The organism is Dialister invisus DSM 15470 (genome assembly GCF_000160055.1).
In the GTDB taxonomy this organism is placed as follows: domain Bacteria; phylum Bacillota; class Negativicutes; order Veillonellales; family Dialisteraceae; genus Dialister; species Dialister invisus.
In genome coordinates, this window is record NZ_GG698602.1 from 1044911 (window position 1) to 1066374 (window position 21464).

A 21464-nucleotide genomic window follows, 5' to 3' on the forward strand; every position below is an offset into this window, starting at 1 on the left:
CCTCCTAAAAAATATAATTATTTTTCATTTTTCGGATCCAGTAAATCTCTGACCTGGTCACCGAATAAATTAAAAACAAGCATAACGGAAACCATGACGGCACTCGGTGCGAGAGCCACCCACGGCGCATTCTGAAGACAATAGCGTCCTTCGCTGATCATGGATCCCCACTCCGCTTCCGGTACCTGCACCCCGAGTCCGAGAAATGACAGCCCGGCGAGCCCCATCATCATACCGCTTACATGGAGCGTCGCGGTCACGATAAGCGGTCCCGCGATATTCGGCAGAATGTGGAGAAATATGATCTCCCTGTCACTGCACCCGCCAAGGCGGGCGGCATGGATAAATGTTTCTTCTTTAATAGCAATAGTCGAACTCCGTGCCAGCCGGGCATATTGCGTCCACGCCGTCAGCACGAGGGCGAACATGGCATTCAAAAGACTGCCGCCTAAAATGCCCGCTACGGCAATTGCCAGAAGGATATCGGGAAACGCAAGAAATACATCGGTCACCCGCATAAGACAGGCGTCCGTTTTCCCGCCGAAATAGCCGCCCATAAGACCTACGAAGCTTCCCAATGTCCCTGCGCAGGCAATAATGGCAAATGCGGCAAAGATGGAACTGCGGCTGCCCACCATCACGCGGGAAAGCACATCGCGCCCATGATTGTCAGTACCGAATAAATGATTCATATCCGGCGCGGCAAGGATATTGTCGGAATGGGTCAGATAGGGATCATTAGGTGCCAGGTACGGCGAAATCAAACTGAAAAGAATGATAAACAGGATAATGCCGAGAAGACACCACATACTTTTGGAAATCCGTTTTGCAAAAAGATCCATAGGTCCTCCTATATATCTTTAATTTTCGGATTAAAAACAGTATAAGAAATATCGGTGAGCAGATTGACCACCATGAAAGCAGATGCCATCCATACGATGACCGCCTGTACCACAGGATAGTCTCGCTGGCTGATCCCTTCCATAATAAGACTGCCGAGACCGGGCCAGGTGAAAACGGTTTCCACGATGACCGTTCCGCCCAGAAGAGAGCCGAGGGAAATACCGGTGAGCGTAATCACCGTTACCATAATATTTTTCAATACATTCTTATACAAAATGGTCGTTTCGGAAAGTCCGCGGGAACGAAGTCCCACCACATACCCCTTGCCCAGCTCATCAAGCATGGCGGCACGAATCTGCCGGATATAACGGGACGACATGACCAGCGCCAGCGTAAGCGCAGGAAGGATAAGGCCTATAGGCTTTGTCGTCGCCAGCACAGGAATCCACCCGAGACGGTAGGAAAAAATAAACATGAGGCAAAGGGCGATGATAAAGTTAGGAAGAGCATTTCCCACAAACGCCATGACACGGACCACATAATCAAACTTGCTGTTCTGCATGGCCGCCGTGAGTATCCCTACGGGAATCGAAATGCCAAGGGTCAGCAAAAGAGAAGCGCCCGCCATTTTTAATGTATAAGGCAGCGCTTTCAAAATCTGATCCAGCACGTCAGCGTCAGTAATATATGATTTTCCCATATTGCCGTGAAGAATATTCCACAGCCAGTCACCGTACTGCACAAGAAGCGGACGGTCAAGACCCATGGATCTGCGCATGGACTCCATGATTTCAGGACTGACGGAAATACCGCCTGCCGACATACGCACGCTCACAGGATCGCTTGGCGATAAATAGATTAAAAGGAACGCAAGAAAAGTAATCCCCAGCAGTACGGGGATAAATTGCAAAACACGTCTGATAATGCTTCGCCGCATTCGTTTGCTTTTCATGTAAATTCCATCCTTACCGATTCAGCAGTCGCTTAATCTGCGAATAAATTTCAATTCGCCCTACAGCATATCATACTTTCTAATTGTTATCAAATAAAAGGTGGGTTTCTTTTATTGTCTCCGCAGTAAACTTTTATCATATATTCTGAATGACGAAGAACTATAAGGCGTCATAATGGCAGGAAACAGGAGACATCATTCATAGTGCTGTCAAAGGATTGGTTATGAAAGTGACGATTAATGTAAAACGTCATTCGGAGCGTAGTGAAGGATCTGTACCCATGGTGAGGAAAACAGAAAGAGTCATTTTGTGATGAACAAAGAAGAGACCATCCCGTGTCATGAGTGTCATAGATTCTTCACTCCGTGTCATGTTGCCGTTTCTCATCTTTCCCACACAGTATTTTCCCACCGTTCGGAATGACGATTAAAGGAAAGCGTCACTAACGATGGGGAACGGAAAGCGTCATAATGACAAGGAACGGTAAAGCGTCATCCTGAACGAATGCGAAGGATCTGCACCCGTGGTGAGGAAAGCGGTAAGAAGATAAAAGCTATCAGCTGTGAGCTGTCAGCTGCAAGCTAACTATTCTTTTACGATTTAAATCATTACGACAAGCGAGTATCCTCAATCGCACACTGCGTGCGCCAGCAGCTCCTTCTGACGGCCGGCTCCATGATCCTTGTATAAGACACGTTAAGGCTTCATAATGAGAAAAACGTTAATCGTCATCCTGAACGAACGTGAAGGATCTATTGCCGTGGTGATGAACAGTGCTACCGCAAATGTATTCATAAAATCATTCCAGCACAAAAAAATCCCCTGAAGTTTCCTTCGGGAGATTTCATCATCTGTCAATATTTGTCGCCGTATAGTTCCTTATTCCGCTCAATAATGGACATGATGCGGCTTGCCGTCTCTTCAATGGCTTTATTTGATACATCAAGGACGGTGCAGTGAAGCTGATGCATGACTTCTTTGGCATAAGCCAGCTCATCTTCAATGCGCTCGATATCAGTGTAATTCGCCGTTCCTGAAAACCCGAGCGCTTTCATTCGTTCTCTTCTGATTCCGTTCAGTTTGTAAGGGTCAATAATGAGGCCAATCAGACGATAGGGAGGCACCTGGAATATTTCTTCCGGTATCTGCACTTCCGGCACAAGGGGCAGGTTTGCCACCTTGTACTTTTTGTGCGCCATATACATGGACAGCGGTGTCTTTGATGTGCGGGACACACCGATGAGAACCATGTCCGCTTTTGCGAAGCCTGCCGGATTTTTTCCGTCATCATAGCGGACGGCAAATTCGATGGCTTCCACTTTCTTAAAATATTCTTCATCAAGACGGTGGATGATTCCCGGCTTCATGCGGGGCTGCACCCCTGCCGCATCAGTCACCATATTCATCATGGGACCTAAGATATCCACATAACGGACATTTTTTTCATGAGCTATCCGTTCAAAGTCGGCACGGAGTTCAGGACTGACCAGTGTGTGACAGACCACAGCCCCCGCCTGTGCCGCTTCATCAATAATTTTTTCTATCTGATCCGTATGACGGATAAAGGGCACACGATGGATCTCAATATCCGTGTCGTACTGGCCGATGGTCGCCTTAGCCACACTTTCCGCCGTTTCTCCAAGAGAATCGGAAACGACATAAACCTGCGGTTGTTTTGCCATTTATTATTTTCTGCCGCCTTTCCCCAGTTCCAAAAAGAGACGGGTGATATTCGTTTTCGATACACGCCCGATAAGAACAAATTTCCTGTCATTTCCCACATTTTTAAAAGTCCCTACAGGAAGACAATCGACTTCATAATCCATCATCTTCTGTGCGATGGATACAAGATCCTCTTTCGGTTCAGCATAAATCATTTTCGAGCGGGATGTCATTACCATGGAAATCGGCACTTTTGCCAAATCATCACGGCCCATGGCCGCTTTCAGAAGATCTTTCCTGGAAACGACGCCCTGTATGTCATCTTTTTTCCCCACGAAAAGCGTACCGATATCTTCGGTGAACAGGAGAACCGCCGCGTCATAGGCATTGGATTCCGCTCCGACAAGTATCGGGCGGGACATACAGTCTTCCGCCGTGCAGGAACGGATTTCAGCAGCCGCGGGATCTTCTCCGCCCCCAAGGTAATAGTAGCCGAGACGGCGGCGGGCAGCGATTACCTCTCCTGAAAGAAGAACCGCCAGATCTCCACGCAGCGCGCTCCTCGTCACATGGAGACGCTGTGCAATCATTTCCCCTGTGATAGGACCGTTTTCCCGAACGATCCTCGTGATTTCCTGTTGTCGGCCGGTAAGCTGCATAATTTCCCTTCTCTCCTTCTTCCGCAAAGCGGAACTGTGGCGGAGGACATGTCAACTTTCCCATGTCCTCTGCCATTATTTCAAAATCAAAGTTCGTAATCTTCCTGGTCTACGACACCTCTGCCCGTCGCCGCATCCAGCATCAAACGCTGCTCGATGCGGGCTACATTCAGCCGGGTACTCTTCACCATGTCCGGGTTGACGGACACATAGTCAATGCCGCTCTTTACGAGGAATTCCGTAAAGTCTGGATATACGGACGGCGCCTGTCCGCAGATGGATACGGTCTTGCCGTCTCTGTGCGCCACTTTGATCAGGTGGCGGATAGCCCTCTTGATGGCCAGATTGCGTTCATCGAAGAGAGAAGCCACGGTATCATTATTTCTATCGCAGCCCAGAATAAGCATTGTTAAATCGTTGGAACCGATGGAATAGCCGTCAACAAATTTATTGAAACGGTCTGCCAGGAGAATATTGGCCGGAATTTCCGCCATAAGGAGAAGTTTGAAGTCCGGACCGCGTTCCAATCCTTCTTCTCTCATAATGGCCGTTACTTTTTCTGCTTCATCAACGGTGCGGCAGAACGGAATCATGCAGTTCAGATTTTTCAGGCCGTATTCTTCACGGACTTTTCTGACTGCTTTCAGTTCCAGGCGGAATGCATCGGTATATTTCGGATCATAGTAACGGGAAGCGCCTCTCCAGCCAAGAAGGTCGGCCGGTTCTTCCGGTTCGTACTTATCGCCGCCCTTGAGATTTCTGTATTCGCCAGATTTAAAATCGGAGAAACGGAGAACAACGGGACGGGGAGCAAGAGCGCGGCATACTTTGCTGATGCCTTCAGCAAGCATATCTACCACTTTTTCCGGCCGGCCTGTTTCGATCAGGTACAGCGGATGTTCATGAATAAAGGTGGTCCAGATGAACTCTTCCCGCATGAGTCCGATACCATCACAGGGAAGCGACGCATATTTATCAGCCAGATCGGGATCGCCGAGATTCATAAGAACGCGGGTGCCTGTAGGCGGGAAATATTCGGCAGCTACTGCCGCTGTACCTGCTGCCTGGGCAGCGGGCGTTCCTTTCTTCACAAGATCGGCAACAATGCCGTCATAAACAATGCCGTTGCGTGCATCAATGGTAATATCCTGTCCTGTTTTCAGCACGCCTGTCGCTTCTACACTGCGGCTCTTGGTCCCGACAACACAGGGGATTCCCAATTCGCGGGATACGATGGAAGCGTGGCAGGTCATACCGCCGGCATCAGTCACGATAGCGACTGCCTTCTTCATAGCGGGTACCCAGTCGGGAGACGTCATGGTGGTGACAAGAACTTCCCCTTCTTTAAAGGTATCAATGTCTTTCGGATCGGTGATGACATGGCATTTGCCTGCCGCCATGCCCGGGGATGCGGGAAGTCCTTTTACAAGTACGTTGTGATCAGTTGTCATGACTGTTTCTTCCTCCGATTTCTTTTCTTTATTTTTCTTGGACCAGACTGTTTCAGGGCGTGCCTGGAGAATCCAAAGGCGGTCTTTATGGTCGACAGCCCATTCCATATCCATATAGCAGCCGTAATGTTTTTCAATACGTTTCGCGTAATCGGCCAGCTGGGCAATCTGTTCATCGCTTATAACCTGCGCTTTGGCACGTTCCGGTTCCACTTTTCTTTCTTCCACATCGCCGCCTTCTTTGCGGATCAGTTCGATGGATTTTTCATTGATGCGGCGGGAAGTAATGGTAAGAGAATCTTTATCCACAACAAAATTATCGGGTGTTACGGTACCCTGCACGATGTATTCGCCAAGCCCCCAGGAACCTTCGATCATGATGCTGTCGTCAGCGCCGGTCGCCAGGTTGACGGTGAACATGACACCTGCCGCTTTGGCGTCGGCCATCATCTGGACGGCGGCAGAAAGCGCCACATTTTCATGGTCAAAGTTTTTCTTCGCACGGTAATAAACGGCACGGTCGGTGAAAGTGGACGCATAGCATTCCTTTACTTTCCGGATAACCATATCCCGCCCGGTGACGTTCAGGTATGTATCCTGCTGCCCGGCAAAAGAAGCATCCGGCAAATCTTCCGCGGTAGCAGAGGAGCGGACGGCAACGAAAGGATTCTTTTCACCCACCTTTTCGGCAAGGTCTTCATAAGCCTTGCCAATCTGTTCGGCAAGGTCTTCCGGCATAGTGGCAGAGCAGATGCTTTCACGGATTTTTGTACAGACTTCATGGAGCTCTACGGAATCTTCCACATCCTGCAGTTCCTGAAGCATCTTATGGATTTTCTTATTCTGTCCCGTCTTTTCCATGAAATAGCGGTATGCGCTGGCTGTTGTCGCATATCCGTACGGAACAGGCACATCCACGGAAGAAGTCAGTTCCCCCAGAGAAGAGGATTTTCCCCCTACCAATCCCACGTCCGCGCGGCGCAGCTCATCAAACCACAGTACATAAGCATTTTCTCTTGCGTCCATCATGACCCTCCTTAGTCAATGAATGATATGTAAAAACGTATACTATATTCTTTACATCAGAAATTATAGTATACCACTAATACAAAAAAGTCAAATAGAAAAGGTTCGCAGAACCATCTTATTTGCGGAATGGACATACACATAAAATTCCCATTTTATTCATTTATCTTAATTCGGCCAATTCCACACAAAAGAAAAGCAATAAGCGTATATTAAATATTTCATTAAGGCCGTCTTTTACAACAGAAAAAACGCTTCCCCGAAGAAAAGCGCTTTCTACTCTATTATATTATTCTATTTATTTACATACCGAAAATGAAGTACCGTGTCTCAAGATAACACCCTGCCACAAAAAGAGACAGGAGCATCAGAGGAAAACACCATTTCATAAAAGCGGTAAAGCTGATATTGAACCCTTCTTTTGCCGCGATAGCCACCATGATCACATTCGGTGAAGCGCCAATCATAGTGCCGTTGCCGCCGAAGCACGCGCCGGTCGCAAGCGCCCACCACATATAATCGGCATGGGGCAGATTCATGAGAGACTGCATATCTTGGATCAGGGGAATCATTGTCGCCGTGAAAGGAATATTGTCAACGAAAGCGGAAGCTACACCGGAAAGAAGCAAAATGAGGAAGGTAATCAGGTGGCTGTCGCCGTCCACCATTTCAATCCCCTTTTCCGCAATTGCCGTAATGACGCCGGCATTTTCCATGCCCCCCACCAGAATGAAGAGGCCCATGAAGAACATGAGTGTGTCCAGATCCACCTCTTTAAGAGCATCCTCCGGATTGATACCGCAGAAGAGCAGTGCCGCCATACCACCCGTCATGGCGACCGTTGCCGATTCCAGACCGAAATGGGAATGGACAACGAAGCCGAGGACCGTAAGTGCGAGAACCATAAGCGACCGGCTGAAAATAGATTTGTCTTCCACGCCGGACATAATATCAATTTTTTCCAGCTCTTTCGCACTCATGCGGACACCGGAAAAATCATTCTTGAAAATGAGAAGAACCGCAATCAGGATAACAATGACCGTAATGACAACGACCGGAGCCAGATTTATAAGGAAGTCATTGAAATCCAGGTGTGTCGCGGAACCGATCATGACGTTTGGCGGATTCCCGATCATAAGTGCCGTACCGCCTATGTTGCACATCAATATTTCAGAAATCAGAATAGGCACGGGAGACATACGAAGCATGCGGCACAGGGAAATCGTCATGGGCGCGATCAGGAGTGCTGCCGTGACAGAATCAATGAGCGCCGCCCCCACCGCCGTGACGATAGAAAGCAAAATCAGCAGCTCCCGCGGAGATCCCTTTGATTTCTTCAGCGCCCACAACGCAAGTACCTGAAAGAAACCGGACTGCTTCACAACGGAAATCAAAATCATCATCCCCGTCAAAAGTCCCAGTGTATTGAAATCGATAAATTCTGTAATCGCCTGCTCCTGCGTAACGAGGCCAAAGTAAATCATAGCGCCGCCGCCGGCAAGAGCACAAATTGTACGATGTATTTTCTCTGACATAATGCCCGCATAAGTCATGAGAAAAATAAAAATCGCCAAATAAAACTGTACTGAACTGCTCATTCTTCCAATCTCCTTTCATCCCCCGGCGGGTGTCTGTCCGCATCCGGGATGAATCGAATTTTATTTTATCACAACCATCAGAAAAAACAATGATTTTCTTTATATACATTCATCTCATAATCAATAGAAATTAATCTGCCTTCCCTTCATCATAGAAAGATGCGGTAACCATTAATATGTAAAAACTCTCGCATAAATTTAAACCATGAAATCTGCAGTTCACAGACAGATACACATATAAAAATGCGTACCTACGGTACAGTGTCGTTTAAAAATACCAATAAAAAAACGCGGCTGTCCGCGCAATATATTGGCAGGGGTAGGTGGAGTCGAACCACCGATAACGGAGTCAAAGTCCGTTGCCTTACCGCTTGGCTATACCCCCATTATGGAAAATGGATCCTATCCTGCAGACCGTATAGATTTGTGTAAAAAAAATGGGGCGAGTGGTGGGGGTCGAACCCACGCATAACGGAGCCACAATCCGCCGTGTTAACCACTTCACCACACCCGCCGCATCTTGTCATACAGCACCTGCTGTATAACGGAATGTATTATACCATGCTTGCCCACAGGCGTCAATATTTCAAGTTTCCGGAGAAAAGCTCTTGTACGCGGTGGATCCCTTCTACTTTTTCTCTATCTTGCCCGGAGCTATATAATAAGAAGAGTAATAAAACCTGTAGGAGGTCCTATGTCTCTTAAATTTCATGAAATGACGATTGATGCTTACCTATCCGCTCTCGGTTCTACGGCTCCCGCTCCCGGCGGCGGCGCTGCAGCGGGACTCATCGGAGCGCAGGCCTGCGCCCTGGGAGAAATGGTTTCCCGCCTTTCTTCCTCTGGAAAGAATACTGATGATTTCCGTGAAAAAGCGGAGCAGTATGCCGCCATTTTCGAATCAGCCCGTTCTATTTTCCTGGATTTGATGGATGAAGATGCAAAAAACTTCCGTGAATTGATGGCGCTTCTCCAATCACCAAGGGATCCTGCCGACACGAAGCGGAAAGAAAATCTGGAAGCGGCTTTTAAAAAATCGGCAGAAGCACCTTACCGGATGGCAGACGCTATGAGCGAACTGCTCCCCGCATTTACCCAGCTTCTGCTTCACTGCAATAAGAATGTCATCACCGACGCGGTTATCGCCGCAGAAGAAGCCGTTTCCTGTATCCGTGCGGCCAGATTGAATGTGGAAATCAATGCGAAGTACGTAAAAGATGAATTTTACGCCCGGGAGATGAAGGATTCTTACCTCACCTGGGAAAATGCCATTTCCGCTATCGACGCGGTACTCACTTACCAGGTTAAACTTTAATTTTCAGGCTGCAGCATCTTCGCGGCTTATTTCTATCGGAAAGATTATGGACTCTCAATCGGAAAAGGCGGAAAGGGAAGAATCCCGCCTGCAGTTTAACAAACAGCTTTTCAAAACATATCTCGCTCTTGATCACTGGCACCGATTCCGTCTCCGCCTTTTTCTGGAAGGAATCCTCGTCGGAATCGCCGGCGGTCTTTTGATTGCCCTTTTCCGTTTCCTCCTGGGACTGGCTGATACCTATCGCCGCCGTCTGTTTCAGGAAATCATTATCCCGTCTTTCGGGATTTCCGATTTCCTCCCCCTCCTTTGGTGGCTGGCAGCACTTTTCTTCATCGGCGGCGTACTTTACGGCATGTGCCGATACGCCCCCATGGCTTCCGGGTCGGGGATTCCGCAGGTGAAGGGTGTCATTCTCGGTTTCTTCAAAATGAAATGGTTCCGCATTCTCTGGGTAAAAATCACCGCAGGTGCTTTAGGCATCGGCGCGGGCTTGTCTCTGGGCCGTGAAGGGCCGTCTATTCAAATCGGCGCCGTTGCCGCCCAGGGCTTGAGCCGCCTCATGGGACGGACACGCATGGAGGAACGGTATCTCATCACCAGCGGCGCCAGCGCGGGTCTTGCGGCGGCGTTTAATGCTCCCCTGGCGGGAACAATGTTCGCTTTGGAGGAGCTCCACCGCAATTTTTCGGGCGCTGTCCTTCTCCCTACAATGGCTTCCGCTATTTCCGCCACCATTGTGTCCCAGTTCTTTTTCGGATCGGCGACAAGTTTTTCCTTTCCTCTCCTTGTCCATCTGCCGTCGGAATACTTGTGGTGTGTGGCGCTTATCGCCGTTTCCTGCGGTTTTGCAGGTATCGTTTTCAATTACGGCCTGATCCATATGGACGCTTTTTACGGTCTTCCCATCTTCAGAAGCCAATATATGAAAATCATGTTTGCCCTCTTTGCAGCGACGATTCTTGCTTTCACACTGCCCGATGTTTTAGGCGGAGGAAATTTCCTGGTCGATTCGCTGGCAAAAGCACGGTACGGCTTCGGATTCCTTGCGGCGCTTCTTCTGGCAAAATTTCTTTTCACCCTCATCAGTTACGGCTGCGGCGTTCCCGGCGGTTTTTTCCTGCCTCTTCTCGTCATCGGCGCCCTCATCGGCTCCCTGGAGGGGGAACTCCTCATCTCTGCAGGCATTTTATCCGCCCTCTACCTGCCAAACATTATTATCATTGCCATGGTCGCTTTCTTTGCCGCCAGTATCCGCGCTCCCATTACGGGGACGCTCCTCATTCTGGAAATGACAGGTGACTTCCATCACCTCACGGCGCTTGCCCTCGCTTCCGCCGTAGCTTATGTCACAGCGGAACTGCTGAAAGGCCAGCCGATTTATGATTCTCTCTTGAAAAAATCCCTGTCCAATGGTTCTACGCCCGTTTCCGACGAAGAAAGAAATATTCTGGAAGTTCCCGTGGGCAGCGGTTCCATCCTCGAAAACCGGACAGTGGAGGAAATCCCCCGTCTGTCTCACACGGTACTCGTCAATATCAAAAGGCAGGGGGCAGATATGATTCCCGACCCTGATACAAAACTTCTCTCCGGTGATTTCCTTTACTTCCTTACAGAAAGCAGGCATACGGAAGAAATCCACCACCTCTGCGAGGCACAGATTCCCAAAGACCATATCCGGTAAATTGAAAAGCGCTTGGACTGTTTGGTTCCAAACGCTTTTTTTGTCCTAATTTTCATTCAGAGAAACAATGTACCGCTCCACCATCTCCGCCAGATTCCCGTTCGCTTTCAGACCGGGAGCAAGAGAAATGAAACGAAGACTGAAATCCTCATCTCCGCGGGGAGGTATTTCTTTCGGAAAAACCGCCCACACTTCTTTTACAGGGCGGCTGTTCCTGAGAGAATCGCTTTCTTCCATGCCGCGGTAAAATTTCGTATTCATATCGCGGTACGCGTTGAACTGGGTACGGATGCCCGCACTTCTTGCCGCGTCGCGCCACAGAAAAAAAATGTCACGGTATTTAAAATCTGCCACGAGAGAGCCATTATACGCTCCGTTCCGATAGTAGTCCATGCGGAGGTCAGGACGGCGGTGGACATTATTCGTATAGAGGGGATCCGTTTCCCTGTCGGTGTCCGATGCATGCTGGGGCACAGTGCCGTCATAAATGAGATGGATCTTTTCATCATTCCTTGACAGAGTAATTTCCGTTCCTTCTTCCAGGCTGGACAGACGGTACTTCCCGTCTTCCTGTACCACGGCAGGGCCCGTTGCCAGCTCCCACCCCTTTTCTTCCAGCGCCTTGATGAATTGGAGGAAACACCAAAGTTCGTACAGTTTATCCGTCCGCTTCCACTGGAATTGATAGAAAGATGATACGGAAAGACTGTCGGCAGGATTTCTCAAATTTCTGTACAGCCTGTACAAAAGGGAATAACGGGGGTCAAGAAAAACAGTCATGGGCAGTGTTTCGGGCATTCCGCTTTCTGCTTCATGAAACCAAGTCGCCTCTGCCACCATCCGGATAGCATTTCGTATATGCACCGCCCGGGCCCGGTATTTCTCAAAATGAGAAAGCGCATTGGCCCCGTTTTTAAAATCTCGATTTTTATAGTATCCCGCATTGGCATCCTGTACTTTTCCCAGCCGCCGTGCATGATCGTCAATTTCCTGTACAAAAGAACGGAGATTTTCATCCAGCTTTTGTAAAATAGCTTTGGCAAAACGATTCTCCGCCACGTTCCAGGTCACTTCCGAGCAAATGACAGGCAGGACGGGCGTCCCTTCCCGCGACTTTCCCGATGCGCAGCGGATATGGGCGCCTGCGGCATCCCGATTGCTCCTTACGACACCCTGTTTGCGGACAATGCGGGAATTTGCCGTACGCGCCAGTTCCCCCAGCACCTGCACGACACGGTCCGACTCTTCGCTGATGGCATAGAAACGGAGCAGCATGGCAGATTTCAGCCCCAGTTCGCCTTCCATGGAACGGGAAATATGGATACTCCGTTTCATAAAATCGAAGGAAAGATCTTTTATTTCCTCTACCAGTTCCTCACGCATAGCCTGCCAGCTCTGCCGTCCCATGAACTTGGGGGTGATTTCCAAAAGCCCCCGCCATATTTTTCCCGCGCCTGTCACGGTAATCACATAGTAACCGGGAACAAGCGGGAAGTCTCTCCCCTCAAAAAGAAGGAACGGTTCTCCTTTCCATCCGGGGCGGAGATAACTCTGTCCGTCAATCTTTTCCGCATGGGGCAGCGTCACCACATCGAGCCCGTCCATGGTAAAACGGAAATCGGGAGGCCCGTCGAAGCGGAGCCAGATATCCTGATTTTCCACGAGACTCACACCGGCGGATTCTTCCAAAACTGCTTCTTCTCCGTTTACAAACCGGGTAAACGGGTAAACACGGCCGCTGTCGCCTTTTGTAATGAAAGAAAGCCTGAAGGGCAGTTTCTTTTCACGGCGGTTCCTTCTCCCCGGCGAAAATATCCGGTTCCGTTTTTCTCCTGACCGTTCAGACCGTGTAATCATACAAATTCAGTTCCTGTGCTTTAGCACGCAAGGCACATCGTGATTCCTCAAAATCGGAAAGATCGGAAAAACTGTCAAGCACCTTGACTAAACGCCCTTCCACTTCGCCTTTGTCAGAGAGCGAGAGCAAAGCAGACAGCTGCTGGGCAGAGCCGCGTATTTTGGTAAGTATCCTTTGTACCAGCTGGCAGTCCAGTCCCGCTTCCCGATCGAAACCGTCATTTTCTGGAATATTCTTTAAGTACCTGTCCATCTGGCGCGCCACGCGGAAACCGATACACCCCTGGACACCGCCTTCCCGAAGGGCATCATTCAGCGTATCAAGGAATTCCAATTCCCGCGCCGTGAGTTCCATATCCCCCGTTTTCCGGTAACTTTCAAACTGGGCAAAGGATATTTCCTTCAGATCCGGCGGCTCCGCCTTTTCGGCAGTGAGCCAGTCGCTGAATCGTTCCTGATGGAGAGTAATCATGTTCGCGCGGTCGAGGATTTTATCGGAAAGACGGTACGTCGATTCATCCACGTTCACCGTACCGGTGAAAATGACATTTCTTCCGATGGAAATTTCCGCGGGATAGGCGTCTCCATTATAAAGACGCCCCTGGAGCGACGGATTATACAGGCGGATAACCGGATCCTCCTCTTTTTCCAGTACGGAAATAAATTGGGCAAAGTAATGTTCCGCTCTGGCCAGGTTCATTTCATCAAAGCAAACGATATACATTTCCTCCGGATGCCTTTCCGCATCAAGAAGAAGCTCCGCAAGGCCCGTGTCGGCAGGGCGGTAAATCATATTTTTCATATCCGCATAGCCGAGAATATCTCCGTCATCCATCCATGACGGGCGGACAGGCACAACGGCGATGCGGTCATCAGGCAGTCCCAGGGCTTCGCCGTAAAGACGGACAAGGCGTGATTTCCCTGTGCCGCTCATCCCCGACAGGATCGTCAGGCGCGAAGATTTCACAGAAATATGGAAATTGATCAAATCTTTTTCCGCATACAGAAGTCCTTTTGAAGAAGCAAGCGCGGAAAAACGGTTCAGGAATTCATCTTCCCTGTCCGGTTTTTCCTCCGTTTCTTCAGACATTTCTATTTCTTCCACTTTCTCATCGATTGCCTGTCCTTCCTCTCCGGCAGTCACGCTTTCAGAAGTGTCTTTCTCCAAAAGGGAAGGCAGGATATTTCCCAAACCTGCAGGCGTTTCCGCGGCGGACGCAAAGGATACCGCCGGCCTTTCTTCAATGCCGCGGGCGGATAAGATATCCCCGTCAGCCGGCACTTCTTCCATCCCCTCCTTCAAGCGTTCAATATATTCAAAAGGTACGAACCAAAGGGGTGAATTGGCACAGCGGAGAACGTGGCCCGCCATGATTTCGTCAGAGATGTCAATCACTTTGTACCCGAGACGGCCACCGTGAAAATACGCGCCGCCTTCGTCAATGACCGTCTCTTCAAAAGCATCACCGTCCAAAGGTGCAAAAAGAACAAAGTCGCCCAACTTTCCATCGTGCCGCTCCGCAGCTGCAGCAATGAAGTAGGGCGTAAAATCATTGTTCCAATATTTTTTTGACAGGCCGGGTATAGGTTTCCCCTCCAAAAGATGGCGGCAGAATTTATTGATATCTCCTTCCATCGCAGGCTCTCCCTGCCGTCCAAAAGCGGGAACGGGACGGTAATCTTCATCTTGTTCCATGAAAGGGGTGCGTCCTTCCTTTTTCAAATCATCAAGGACGAAAAACTTATTATTTCTAAGAGCAGGCGTGAATGTCACGAAAGAACCGCCCAGATCTTCCTGCAATCTGGCAAGCGCCTCCTCTTCACCGGCAAAAGCATTGAAACCGTAGCCGCTGCGGCTCATAAATCCGGTAAAGCCGAACCGCGGGCCTTCTCCCATTTCAGGCGGCAGCGATGACAAAGGATCAACAAAAAAGCGGTAATCCTTCACTCCCGCCCGCGGCGTGGATCCCTTGACAAGGGAACGGACGCGGCCGAGAACTTTCCCTTCTGCCTGCCGAAGAGGGAAAGCGGAATTATCCGCCGTAACATTCGGGGTAATAAAATAAGCCATATAAAATTCCTCTTTTCTTGCATAAATAAAAGGTGCACGAAAATTCGTGACAAATACTAAATGGATCAGCTCATGATCCGTGGAAAGAATCCTTTCCTTTAATGATATATCAGATCTCCCTGATACATTTTCATTCTACCATAAAACCGATCTTTCCCACTATTTTATTTTCCTTACACGGACACGCCCCGTGTACATGGCTACCGTAATCATCCGCCCGTATTTCCCATTGTCGGTGGTCAGAAATATATTATATTCTTCTCCCGTTCCTGCGAAACCGTCTTTCCGGAAACGGAGCGAGGCCTTCCCTCCGTCCACGCGGATCCCTTTGGGCAGATATCCTTTCGGATTCACGCGCTCCGTCCCTTTCCTCGTGTAATACCGTCCCGTGCCGTCAGTCATCGTTTCACAAAAGAACGTGAGCCCTTCCGACATAGAAGGGTAATCGGCCGACTCATTTTTCGCAAGGATTTCCACCTGCCGTATCGCCGAAGCCACTTCCTCCGCTGCCAGTTCCAGCCTTTTCTCGCTCCGCCATCCCGTGTACAGAGGAATCACCGCCAGCGCCGCAAGCGATAAAATTACCGCTGCCAGAAGGACTTCAAATAAAACAGTGCCACGATGGAAAGAACGGAAGCTGAAATACTTCCGCGCCATACGCCGCCACACCTCCCAACGCGATAAACGGGCAGAAAGGAATCCCCTCCCTGCGGGACATTCTTCCAAGGAAAAGAAGCACCATGCCTGCCATAGCCGCGGAGGAAGCGGAAAGAAACAGGAAAAGCGGTACGGAAACCGGTGCAAGCCATAATGCAGCCGCACCTGAAAGAAATATGTCTCCCGCCCCCATGGCATGCTTTGCCAGCAGAAAGAGAAGCCCGTACAAGCCAAGAACAAAAGCGCAGGATATAAAACCATCCGTCAGACGGCTGTAAAAAACATTGTGCCCCAACCCTGCCGCTGCAAGGAAAACGCTCCAATGGTCGGAAACATACCCCGTCTTCCAATCCTCCCAGGCAGGCGGAAGCAAAAGAAGCGTCAAAGAAACTAAAGGGCTCCGGAAGAAAACCGCCAAAGCGGCAAGAAAGAAATAACATAAACCGAGAGGAAAAGTAAATTCTCCTCCCCAAAAGCGCTCCTCCCTTTTTATTTCATCGCAGGCCGTTCTTTCCCACTCATCCTCTTCCATATGTCCTCCCGCGCACCGCTCCAATCCCCTGTGTCCTCTCATCATTCTACGTCCAGTATAGAAAATATAAACCGATTATTCAAGCCGCCGGCTCTTCCATGAAACTTGAAAAATCGGGTCAACGTGCTAAGATGGATACATCTATTAAAAGTATTTAACCGTCACACAGGGAAATCATGAATGCAGAAATCATAAAACAAGCGGCGGAAAAAGAAATCGCCTGCCATCCGGATCAAAAGAATATACGATTTAAAATCGATGATACCATTTTCTGGATCAAAAGAAAGTACAGCAATAAAAGAAACCGGCTGGTAAAACAGCCTCCGGAAACGGAATTTCTTTTCGAAGTCGCCCGGATTGCTATCGCCGCGAAGGCATGCCCCGGGCTCGTTCCGCAAATCGAAGTTCTCACATCCGAATACATGGTCACCCGTGACGGCGGCCCCACGATAGAAGATTGGATGAAAGATCCTGATTTCACCTTTGAAGAAAAAAAGAATCTTCTCTACCGCATAGGCGCGTCTCTCGCCGCACTCCACAATGCGGATGTCATCCACGGCCGTCCTGCGCCGCGGGATATCCTGTGCAGCACCGGTGGAAAAATTACGTTTCTCGACTGGGAAAGCCGGCGCTACTGCAGCAGGAAAGAAACGCAGAAAATACAGGATTTCCTTCTTCTTCTCCACGGAATCTGCAGAATAAACTACGCAGAAGAAAGAGACTGGCTGGATGCCATTGAAAAAGGCTATACCGATACAGATAAAAATGGGATAAAAGAAAAAGCGGTCCGCTTCCTCCGCTCCCACCCCTTTATCGGCATGCTTACCAAAAAACTCCACCGCTTCCATATGACAGACGTGGAAGCTGCAGAAAAACTCTACCGCCGTTTTTGCTGAAAAATACATCCTATAAATATTAAAATGCCGCCCTGGCCGTCAGACCTGAATCTGACCTTCAGAGGCGGTTTTTATCCGGCAGAATAATTATCCCTTATCCCCCGGACACCCTTTCCGCACCCAGCTACTCAGAGCAGGAGCAAGAATGCTGTGTGAGAAAGACAGGAAGCGAGATAGTGACACAGAGTGAAAAATCTATTACGCTGATGACGTCTTGCCGCTAACAGCTAACAGCTAACGGCTAATGGCTATCTACTAGCTTCTAGCTACTAGCTCCTAGCTGCTAACTGCTAACCGCTAATAGCTAATGGCTAATGGCTAACAACTGACGGCTTGATACCCTATCCATAAAAAAGAAAGTCCATCGGTTTGATATATCCGACAGACTTTCTGATTTCGACAGCAAAACAGGCTTACTATTTCCTGTTTTCAGTCATACTGCCATACTCCCCTTAATTCGGGAAGAAAGGCCATACCACGGGGATTACCGCAATGGATACCACAAGGCAGATGACAACAAGACCGGTGCCGCACTTGACGAAGTCCATGAAAGAGTACTTGCCCGGGCCGAGAACGAGAGTATTCGGCGGAGTACCTACAGGACTTGCGAAAGCACAGGAGGATGCGATAAGAATCGCCATGAGAACAGCCCGCGGGGACGCGCCGACCTGGGCTGCCAAAGCGATGCCCACAGGGCAGAGGAGTGCTTTGGAAGCGGTATTGCTCATGAACTGCGTCAGGACAACGGCCAGGATGAAGAGCACCGCGGTGATGACATAGGGAGACGGATCTCCACCGAGAGCCGCCACTGTATATTCCGCGATGAGTTTCCCCGCGCCGGAGGTATTCATAGCGCTCGCCAGCGGAATCATGCCGGCGAAGAGGAAAATGGTGACCCAGTCAATAGAATCATACGCCTGGCGTTCGGAAAGGCAGCCGGTGATGACACAGAGAAGCGCACCGATAACCGCCGCAATTTCCAGCGGTACGAAGCCTGTCGCCATGGTGATAATTACACCGAGCATGATCATACCGCAGATGATTTTCTTTGTTTTAGATGTTTCATTGGCCTCGATTTCCTGTTCCACTTCATCCACATTAAAATCATCGGCGTCTGTCTTAGGCAGCAAGTGGCGGCCGATGAATACCATGTAGAGAATGCCTGCCACGGTAATCGGCACACCGATCCAGGCATATTCAAAGAAGCCGAACTGGAGGTCCCCCATGCCCGCCGCTTTCAGGGCGACGTTCGCAATGATGTTTGGAGGGGTACCGATGAGGGTGCAGGTACCGCCGAGACCTGCCGCAAAGGCAAGGGGCATCATTTCACGGGAAACCGGAATGTGTGCTTCTTTACAGATACCGATAACCACCGGAATAAGACACGCCGTGGTGCCTGTATTGGACAGGAAGGCAGACATGACAGCAGCAATAACCATAATGCCGACCATCAGTTTAATTTCCCCCGTACCAAAAAGCTTGACGATCTGTCCGCCGATATCCTGGGCAAGACCGGTGTAAAACATGGCGGCGCCTACGATAAACATACCGCCGAAGAGGACGACCGTCGAATCGGCAAGTCCCAGAAATACCTGTTCAATCGGCACAAGGCCCAGAAGCCAGCAAAAAATGGCTGCGAAAACTGACGTCACCGCCAGCGGAAGTTTTTCCGTAACAAAGAGGATCGCCACGACAGCAAGAAGGCAAAGACACTTCACTGCCGGATCCATCATCATAATCATTTCCATAAATTGAATACTCCCCCAATCCTGTAAAAGCAATGGTAAATTGTAAGCATGAAATAAGTCATAAAAGTGCAGTAATCACCAAGACGTTTTCTGAACTATTTCCTACCTGCAGGGTTACTCCTCCTCCAAAGGAGGAATAGTTCCGCCCGTCTCTTCTGCCGCATCTACCATTTCTTCGGACAAGGATTTCCTTTCTTTGATATCGGGACGATAATATTTTTTATCCACCTTCTTCAGGAATTCACGAATCTTACGTTTTTCCTCTTCTTCCATTTCCATGCAGCAACCTCCTTTCTGTCCGGGACTTTAGGAAATACGGAACCGCCATTTTCGCAAGGTTCCATCAGTTCGTCATAAGAAACATGCCGGCAGGGGCTGCCATGCACTTTAACCGCTTCTTTTTTCAGAGCAGGCCGATTAATTCCGGATCACTGCGGAGCGGTTTCCTGCCGTCGTTCCTTTGGCTGATAAAAGATTAACATTTATTCTAAAATATTAAAAATATCTTATAAGAATATTTAGATATGCCTTATAAATAAGTTATTCCTATTTTTTCTTTTTAATATGAAATATAGGCAATAAAATATAGACCCTGAAAAGCCCGCTTCCCTTTCCTGAGGGGAATAAACCGCCTTCCCGCTCTACTAATTATTCTTTAATATTTTTTACTTCCACATCAGAATAAAAATTATTTTCTCTTTACCATTAATCATTAGCTGTTAGCTGTTAGCTGTTAGCAGTTAGCAGTTAGCGGTTAGCAACTAGGAGCTAGAAGCTAAGAGCGGCAGCGAAGGATCTGTTTCTGCGAGGAGGAAAGCCGGTAAGACGTCACCAGAGTAATAGATTCTTCGCCGACACCCTGAATGACGATCAGCGTTTCCTGTCATTATGACGACTTCTTTCGCCGACTCAGTAATGCGGGCAAGACCGTTAGAATGATTTGTGCCGGTGCCCGCCTATTTCCTAAACAAGCAAACAAAAAATGACCTGCACAGGCAAGCCATTTCGCTAAAGGGACAGATAATAAAATCGAATCTGGGAAGGTGAGAGCCGATCCGATATTATTTTGTCACAAGAGATAATCTGATTTTTTCTGCATGACGGGCGAGCTCCGATTTGGTCACGGGCGCCCCCTGGATATAATCAGTGAAATCTTTTCCCTTCTCACCTAAATTCGGGAATAATTTCGCAGCGTCAAGACGATGGCGCAAAATTCTGCCAAAAGCCTGTTTTTTCTGAACTGTCATGATAATTCTCCTCTCTGTTTCGGAAACAGCAAACTCAGTACATTATGCAAATCTATTTGGCCGGCAGCCTTTCTTATGTCTATACAGTACACCAGGCAGAAAGAAAATAAAAATACCCGATTGGAATTTGAAATATTTCTTATTAGAAATTTTTCCATTTTTGCATACTTTTTATTGACTTGCAATTAATAATATACTAATCTATATAGAGATACAGCAAACTCTGACAAATGCAAATTCGACCGGCATCGAAACGAAAAAGAGGAAACTTTTCCATTGCATTGAAAAGGAGTCTACTCATGGAAATAGATAATTACAGAAATTTTCTGGCTATCGTGGAAGCGGGCAGCATGACGTCAGCTTCTGAATTTGTCCATATTGCCCAGCCGGCGCTTTCCAAACAGCTGAAATCGCTGGAAGGATATTTCGGTACAAAATTGATTATCACCACAAGAGGAAGCAAGCATCTGATCTTAACGGATGCAGGAAAAATCCTTTACCACAAGGCGAAGTATATTTGTTCACTGGAAGATATGGCACGGATTGAAATTGATGACATCAGCGATGGAAACCGGGGCACGCTGCGTATCAGCGCTGCCAATTCCCGTTCATCCATTTTCATTAAGACCTGTCTGGAACCATTCCATGACTTATTTCCGAATGTGGTTTATGAAATTTACGAAGGCAGCGTAAATGAGCAGTCACAGCAGCTTCTTTCCGGCATCACGGAACTGGGCATTTTAAGTGTGCCCCTGATCCATCAAAATGATTTTGAAATCTTATTCCAAAGAGAGGAAGATATATGCGCTATTTTCTCGAAAAATTCCAAATTCCTCACCGACATCGGCGACAAGGAAACGGTTTCCATTAAAGATCTGGCCTCTCTGCCGCTCTGTGCATCCGCAGGCTGCAATCTGATCATGAACAAAATTTTTAAGGCACATAATTTAAAGCCGAATATTCTCAGCATCTGCACGACAAGGACTGCGGCACTCCAATGGGCGGAAGATGATTACGGCGTAAGCCTCGTTCCCATTGAGCCGGGGGAGGACATCGGCTGTCATTTCACCTGCCGCCGTATCGAAGAAGCCGACACAGAACTGTACAAAACGGTGGTCAAGGTCAAAGGCCGTCCCCTCTCCGTCATCGCGCGGAAGTTCCTCAAGTTCTATTCTGAAGCGCGCCATTCCCAAAGAGTGGGAAAGCTCAGCACGATGCTGTAAAGAAATACAAGGATTACGGAACATCATGCCCACCCTTTAATC

18 protein-coding genes and 2 tRNA genes are annotated in these 21464 nt (G+C 48.7%); 4 read left to right on the plus strand and 16 right to left on the minus strand.

Annotated features, from left to right (window positions below; genetic code table 11):
• Positions 1–17: 17 nt before the first annotated feature.
• The 9 genes from GCWU000321_RS05175 to GCWU000321_RS05210 form a co-directional block, all read right to left on the minus strand.
• Positions 18–842, minus strand: coding sequence for an ABC transporter permease (locus GCWU000321_RS05175; protein WP_007070053.1), 825 nt, complete (start codon positions 840–842; stop codon positions 18–20).
• Positions 843–850: 8 nt separating this feature from the next.
• Positions 851–1795, minus strand: coding sequence for a nickel ABC transporter permease (gene nikB, locus GCWU000321_RS05180; RefSeq protein ID WP_007070054.1), 945 nt, complete (start codon positions 1793–1795; stop codon positions 851–853).
• 250 nt (positions 1796–2045) lie between these two features.
• A complete protein-coding gene (locus GCWU000321_RS09565) occupies positions 2046–2192 on the minus strand; it encodes a hypothetical protein (RefSeq protein WP_007070055.1) in 147 nt (48 codons plus the stop codon).
• 458 nt (positions 2193–2650) lie between these two features.
• A complete protein-coding gene (locus GCWU000321_RS05185) occupies positions 2651–3478 on the minus strand; it encodes a pyruvate, water dikinase regulatory protein (protein WP_007070056.1) in 828 nt (275 codons plus the stop codon).
• Between the two features lie 3 nt (positions 3479–3481).
• Positions 3482–4117, minus strand: a complete 636-nt coding sequence (locus GCWU000321_RS05190; protein WP_007070057.1) for a helix-turn-helix transcriptional regulator — start codon at positions 4115–4117, stop codon at positions 3482–3484.
• 86 nt (positions 4118–4203) lie between these two features.
• Entirely contained in the window at positions 4204–6597 is a 2394-nt protein-coding gene (gene ppsA, locus GCWU000321_RS05195; RefSeq protein WP_007070058.1) for a phosphoenolpyruvate synthase, read from the minus strand.
• 299 nt (positions 6598–6896) lie between these two features.
• On the minus strand, positions 6897–8192 hold the full coding sequence (locus GCWU000321_RS05200; RefSeq protein ID WP_007070059.1) for an ArsB/NhaD family transporter: 1296 nt from the start codon (positions 8190–8192) through the stop codon (positions 6897–6899).
• 311 nt (positions 8193–8503) lie between these two features.
• Positions 8504–8577, minus strand: a tRNA-Gln gene (locus GCWU000321_RS05205).
• Between the two features lie 53 nt (positions 8578–8630).
• A tRNA-His gene (locus GCWU000321_RS05210) sits at positions 8631–8706 on the minus strand.
• Positions 8707–8886: 180 nt separating this feature from the next.
• Between GCWU000321_RS05210 and GCWU000321_RS05215 the strand changes: the two genes are divergently transcribed.
• Together GCWU000321_RS05215 and GCWU000321_RS05220 are read left to right on the plus strand one after the other, a co-directional pair.
• The gene (locus GCWU000321_RS05215) at positions 8887–9507 is read left to right on the plus strand and encodes a cyclodeaminase/cyclohydrolase family protein (RefSeq protein ID WP_007070060.1); all 621 of its coding nucleotides are present in this window, start codon (positions 8887–8889) and stop codon (positions 9505–9507) included.
• A gap of 46 nt (positions 9508–9553) precedes the next feature.
• Positions 9554–11191 (plus strand): ClC family H(+)/Cl(-) exchange transporter, encoded by a 1638-nt coding sequence (locus GCWU000321_RS05220; RefSeq protein ID WP_007070061.1) that lies wholly within the window; start codon positions 9554–9556, stop codon positions 11189–11191.
• Between the two features lie 45 nt (positions 11192–11236).
• Here the strand turns inward: GCWU000321_RS05220 and GCWU000321_RS05225 are convergent, their stop codons facing one another.
• The 4 genes from GCWU000321_RS05225 to GCWU000321_RS09165 form a co-directional block, all read right to left on the minus strand.
• On the minus strand, positions 11237–13048 hold the full coding sequence (locus GCWU000321_RS05225; RefSeq protein WP_007070062.1) for a nuclease domain-containing protein: 1812 nt from the start codon (positions 13046–13048) through the stop codon (positions 11237–11239).
• Entirely contained in the window at positions 13032–15119 is a 2088-nt protein-coding gene (locus tag GCWU000321_RS05230) for an McrB family protein (RefSeq protein WP_007070063.1), read from the minus strand. The genes GCWU000321_RS05225 and GCWU000321_RS05230 overlap by 17 nt, the downstream gene beginning before the upstream one ends.
• Before the next feature lie 159 nt (positions 15120–15278).
• A complete protein-coding gene (locus tag GCWU000321_RS05235) occupies positions 15279–15776 on the minus strand; it encodes a pilus assembly FimT family protein (RefSeq protein ID WP_022027714.1) in 498 nt (165 codons plus the stop codon).
• Positions 15721–16308 carry a prepilin peptidase gene (locus GCWU000321_RS09165; protein ID WP_050754520.1) on the minus strand — a complete coding sequence of 196 codons (588 nt, stop codon included), beginning with the start codon at positions 16306–16308 and terminating at the stop codon, positions 15721–15723. Before GCWU000321_RS09165 ends, GCWU000321_RS05235 begins: the two co-directional genes overlap by 56 nt.
• 176 nt (positions 16309–16484) lie before the next feature.
• Between GCWU000321_RS09165 and GCWU000321_RS09170 the strand changes: the two genes are divergently transcribed.
• Positions 16485–17204: a BUD32 family EKC/KEOPS complex subunit gene (locus GCWU000321_RS09170; RefSeq protein WP_007070066.1), complete on the plus strand. Its 720-nt coding sequence runs from the start codon at positions 16485–16487 to the stop codon at positions 17202–17204.
• Positions 17205–17656: 452 nt separating this feature from the next.
• Here the strand turns inward: GCWU000321_RS09170 and GCWU000321_RS05250 are convergent, their stop codons facing one another.
• From GCWU000321_RS05250 to GCWU000321_RS05255, 3 genes are all read right to left on the minus strand, one after another.
• Positions 17657–18934, minus strand: coding sequence for an SLC13 family permease (locus GCWU000321_RS05250; RefSeq protein WP_040381911.1), 1278 nt, complete (start codon positions 18932–18934; stop codon positions 17657–17659).
• Between the two features lie 132 nt (positions 18935–19066).
• A complete protein-coding gene (locus GCWU000321_RS09570; RefSeq protein WP_007070068.1) occupies positions 19067–19231 on the minus strand; it encodes a hypothetical protein in 165 nt (54 codons plus the stop codon).
• 782 nt (positions 19232–20013) lie between these two features.
• A complete protein-coding gene (locus tag GCWU000321_RS05255; RefSeq protein WP_007070069.1) occupies positions 20014–20199 on the minus strand; it encodes a hypothetical protein in 186 nt (61 codons plus the stop codon).
• 299 nt (positions 20200–20498) lie between these two features.
• On the opposite strand from GCWU000321_RS05255, the gene GCWU000321_RS05260 reads away from it, so the two are divergent.
• Positions 20499–21422, plus strand: a complete 924-nt coding sequence (locus GCWU000321_RS05260) for a LysR family transcriptional regulator (protein ID WP_156777744.1) — start codon at positions 20499–20501, stop codon at positions 21420–21422.
• Positions 21423–21464: the final 42 nt, after the last annotated feature.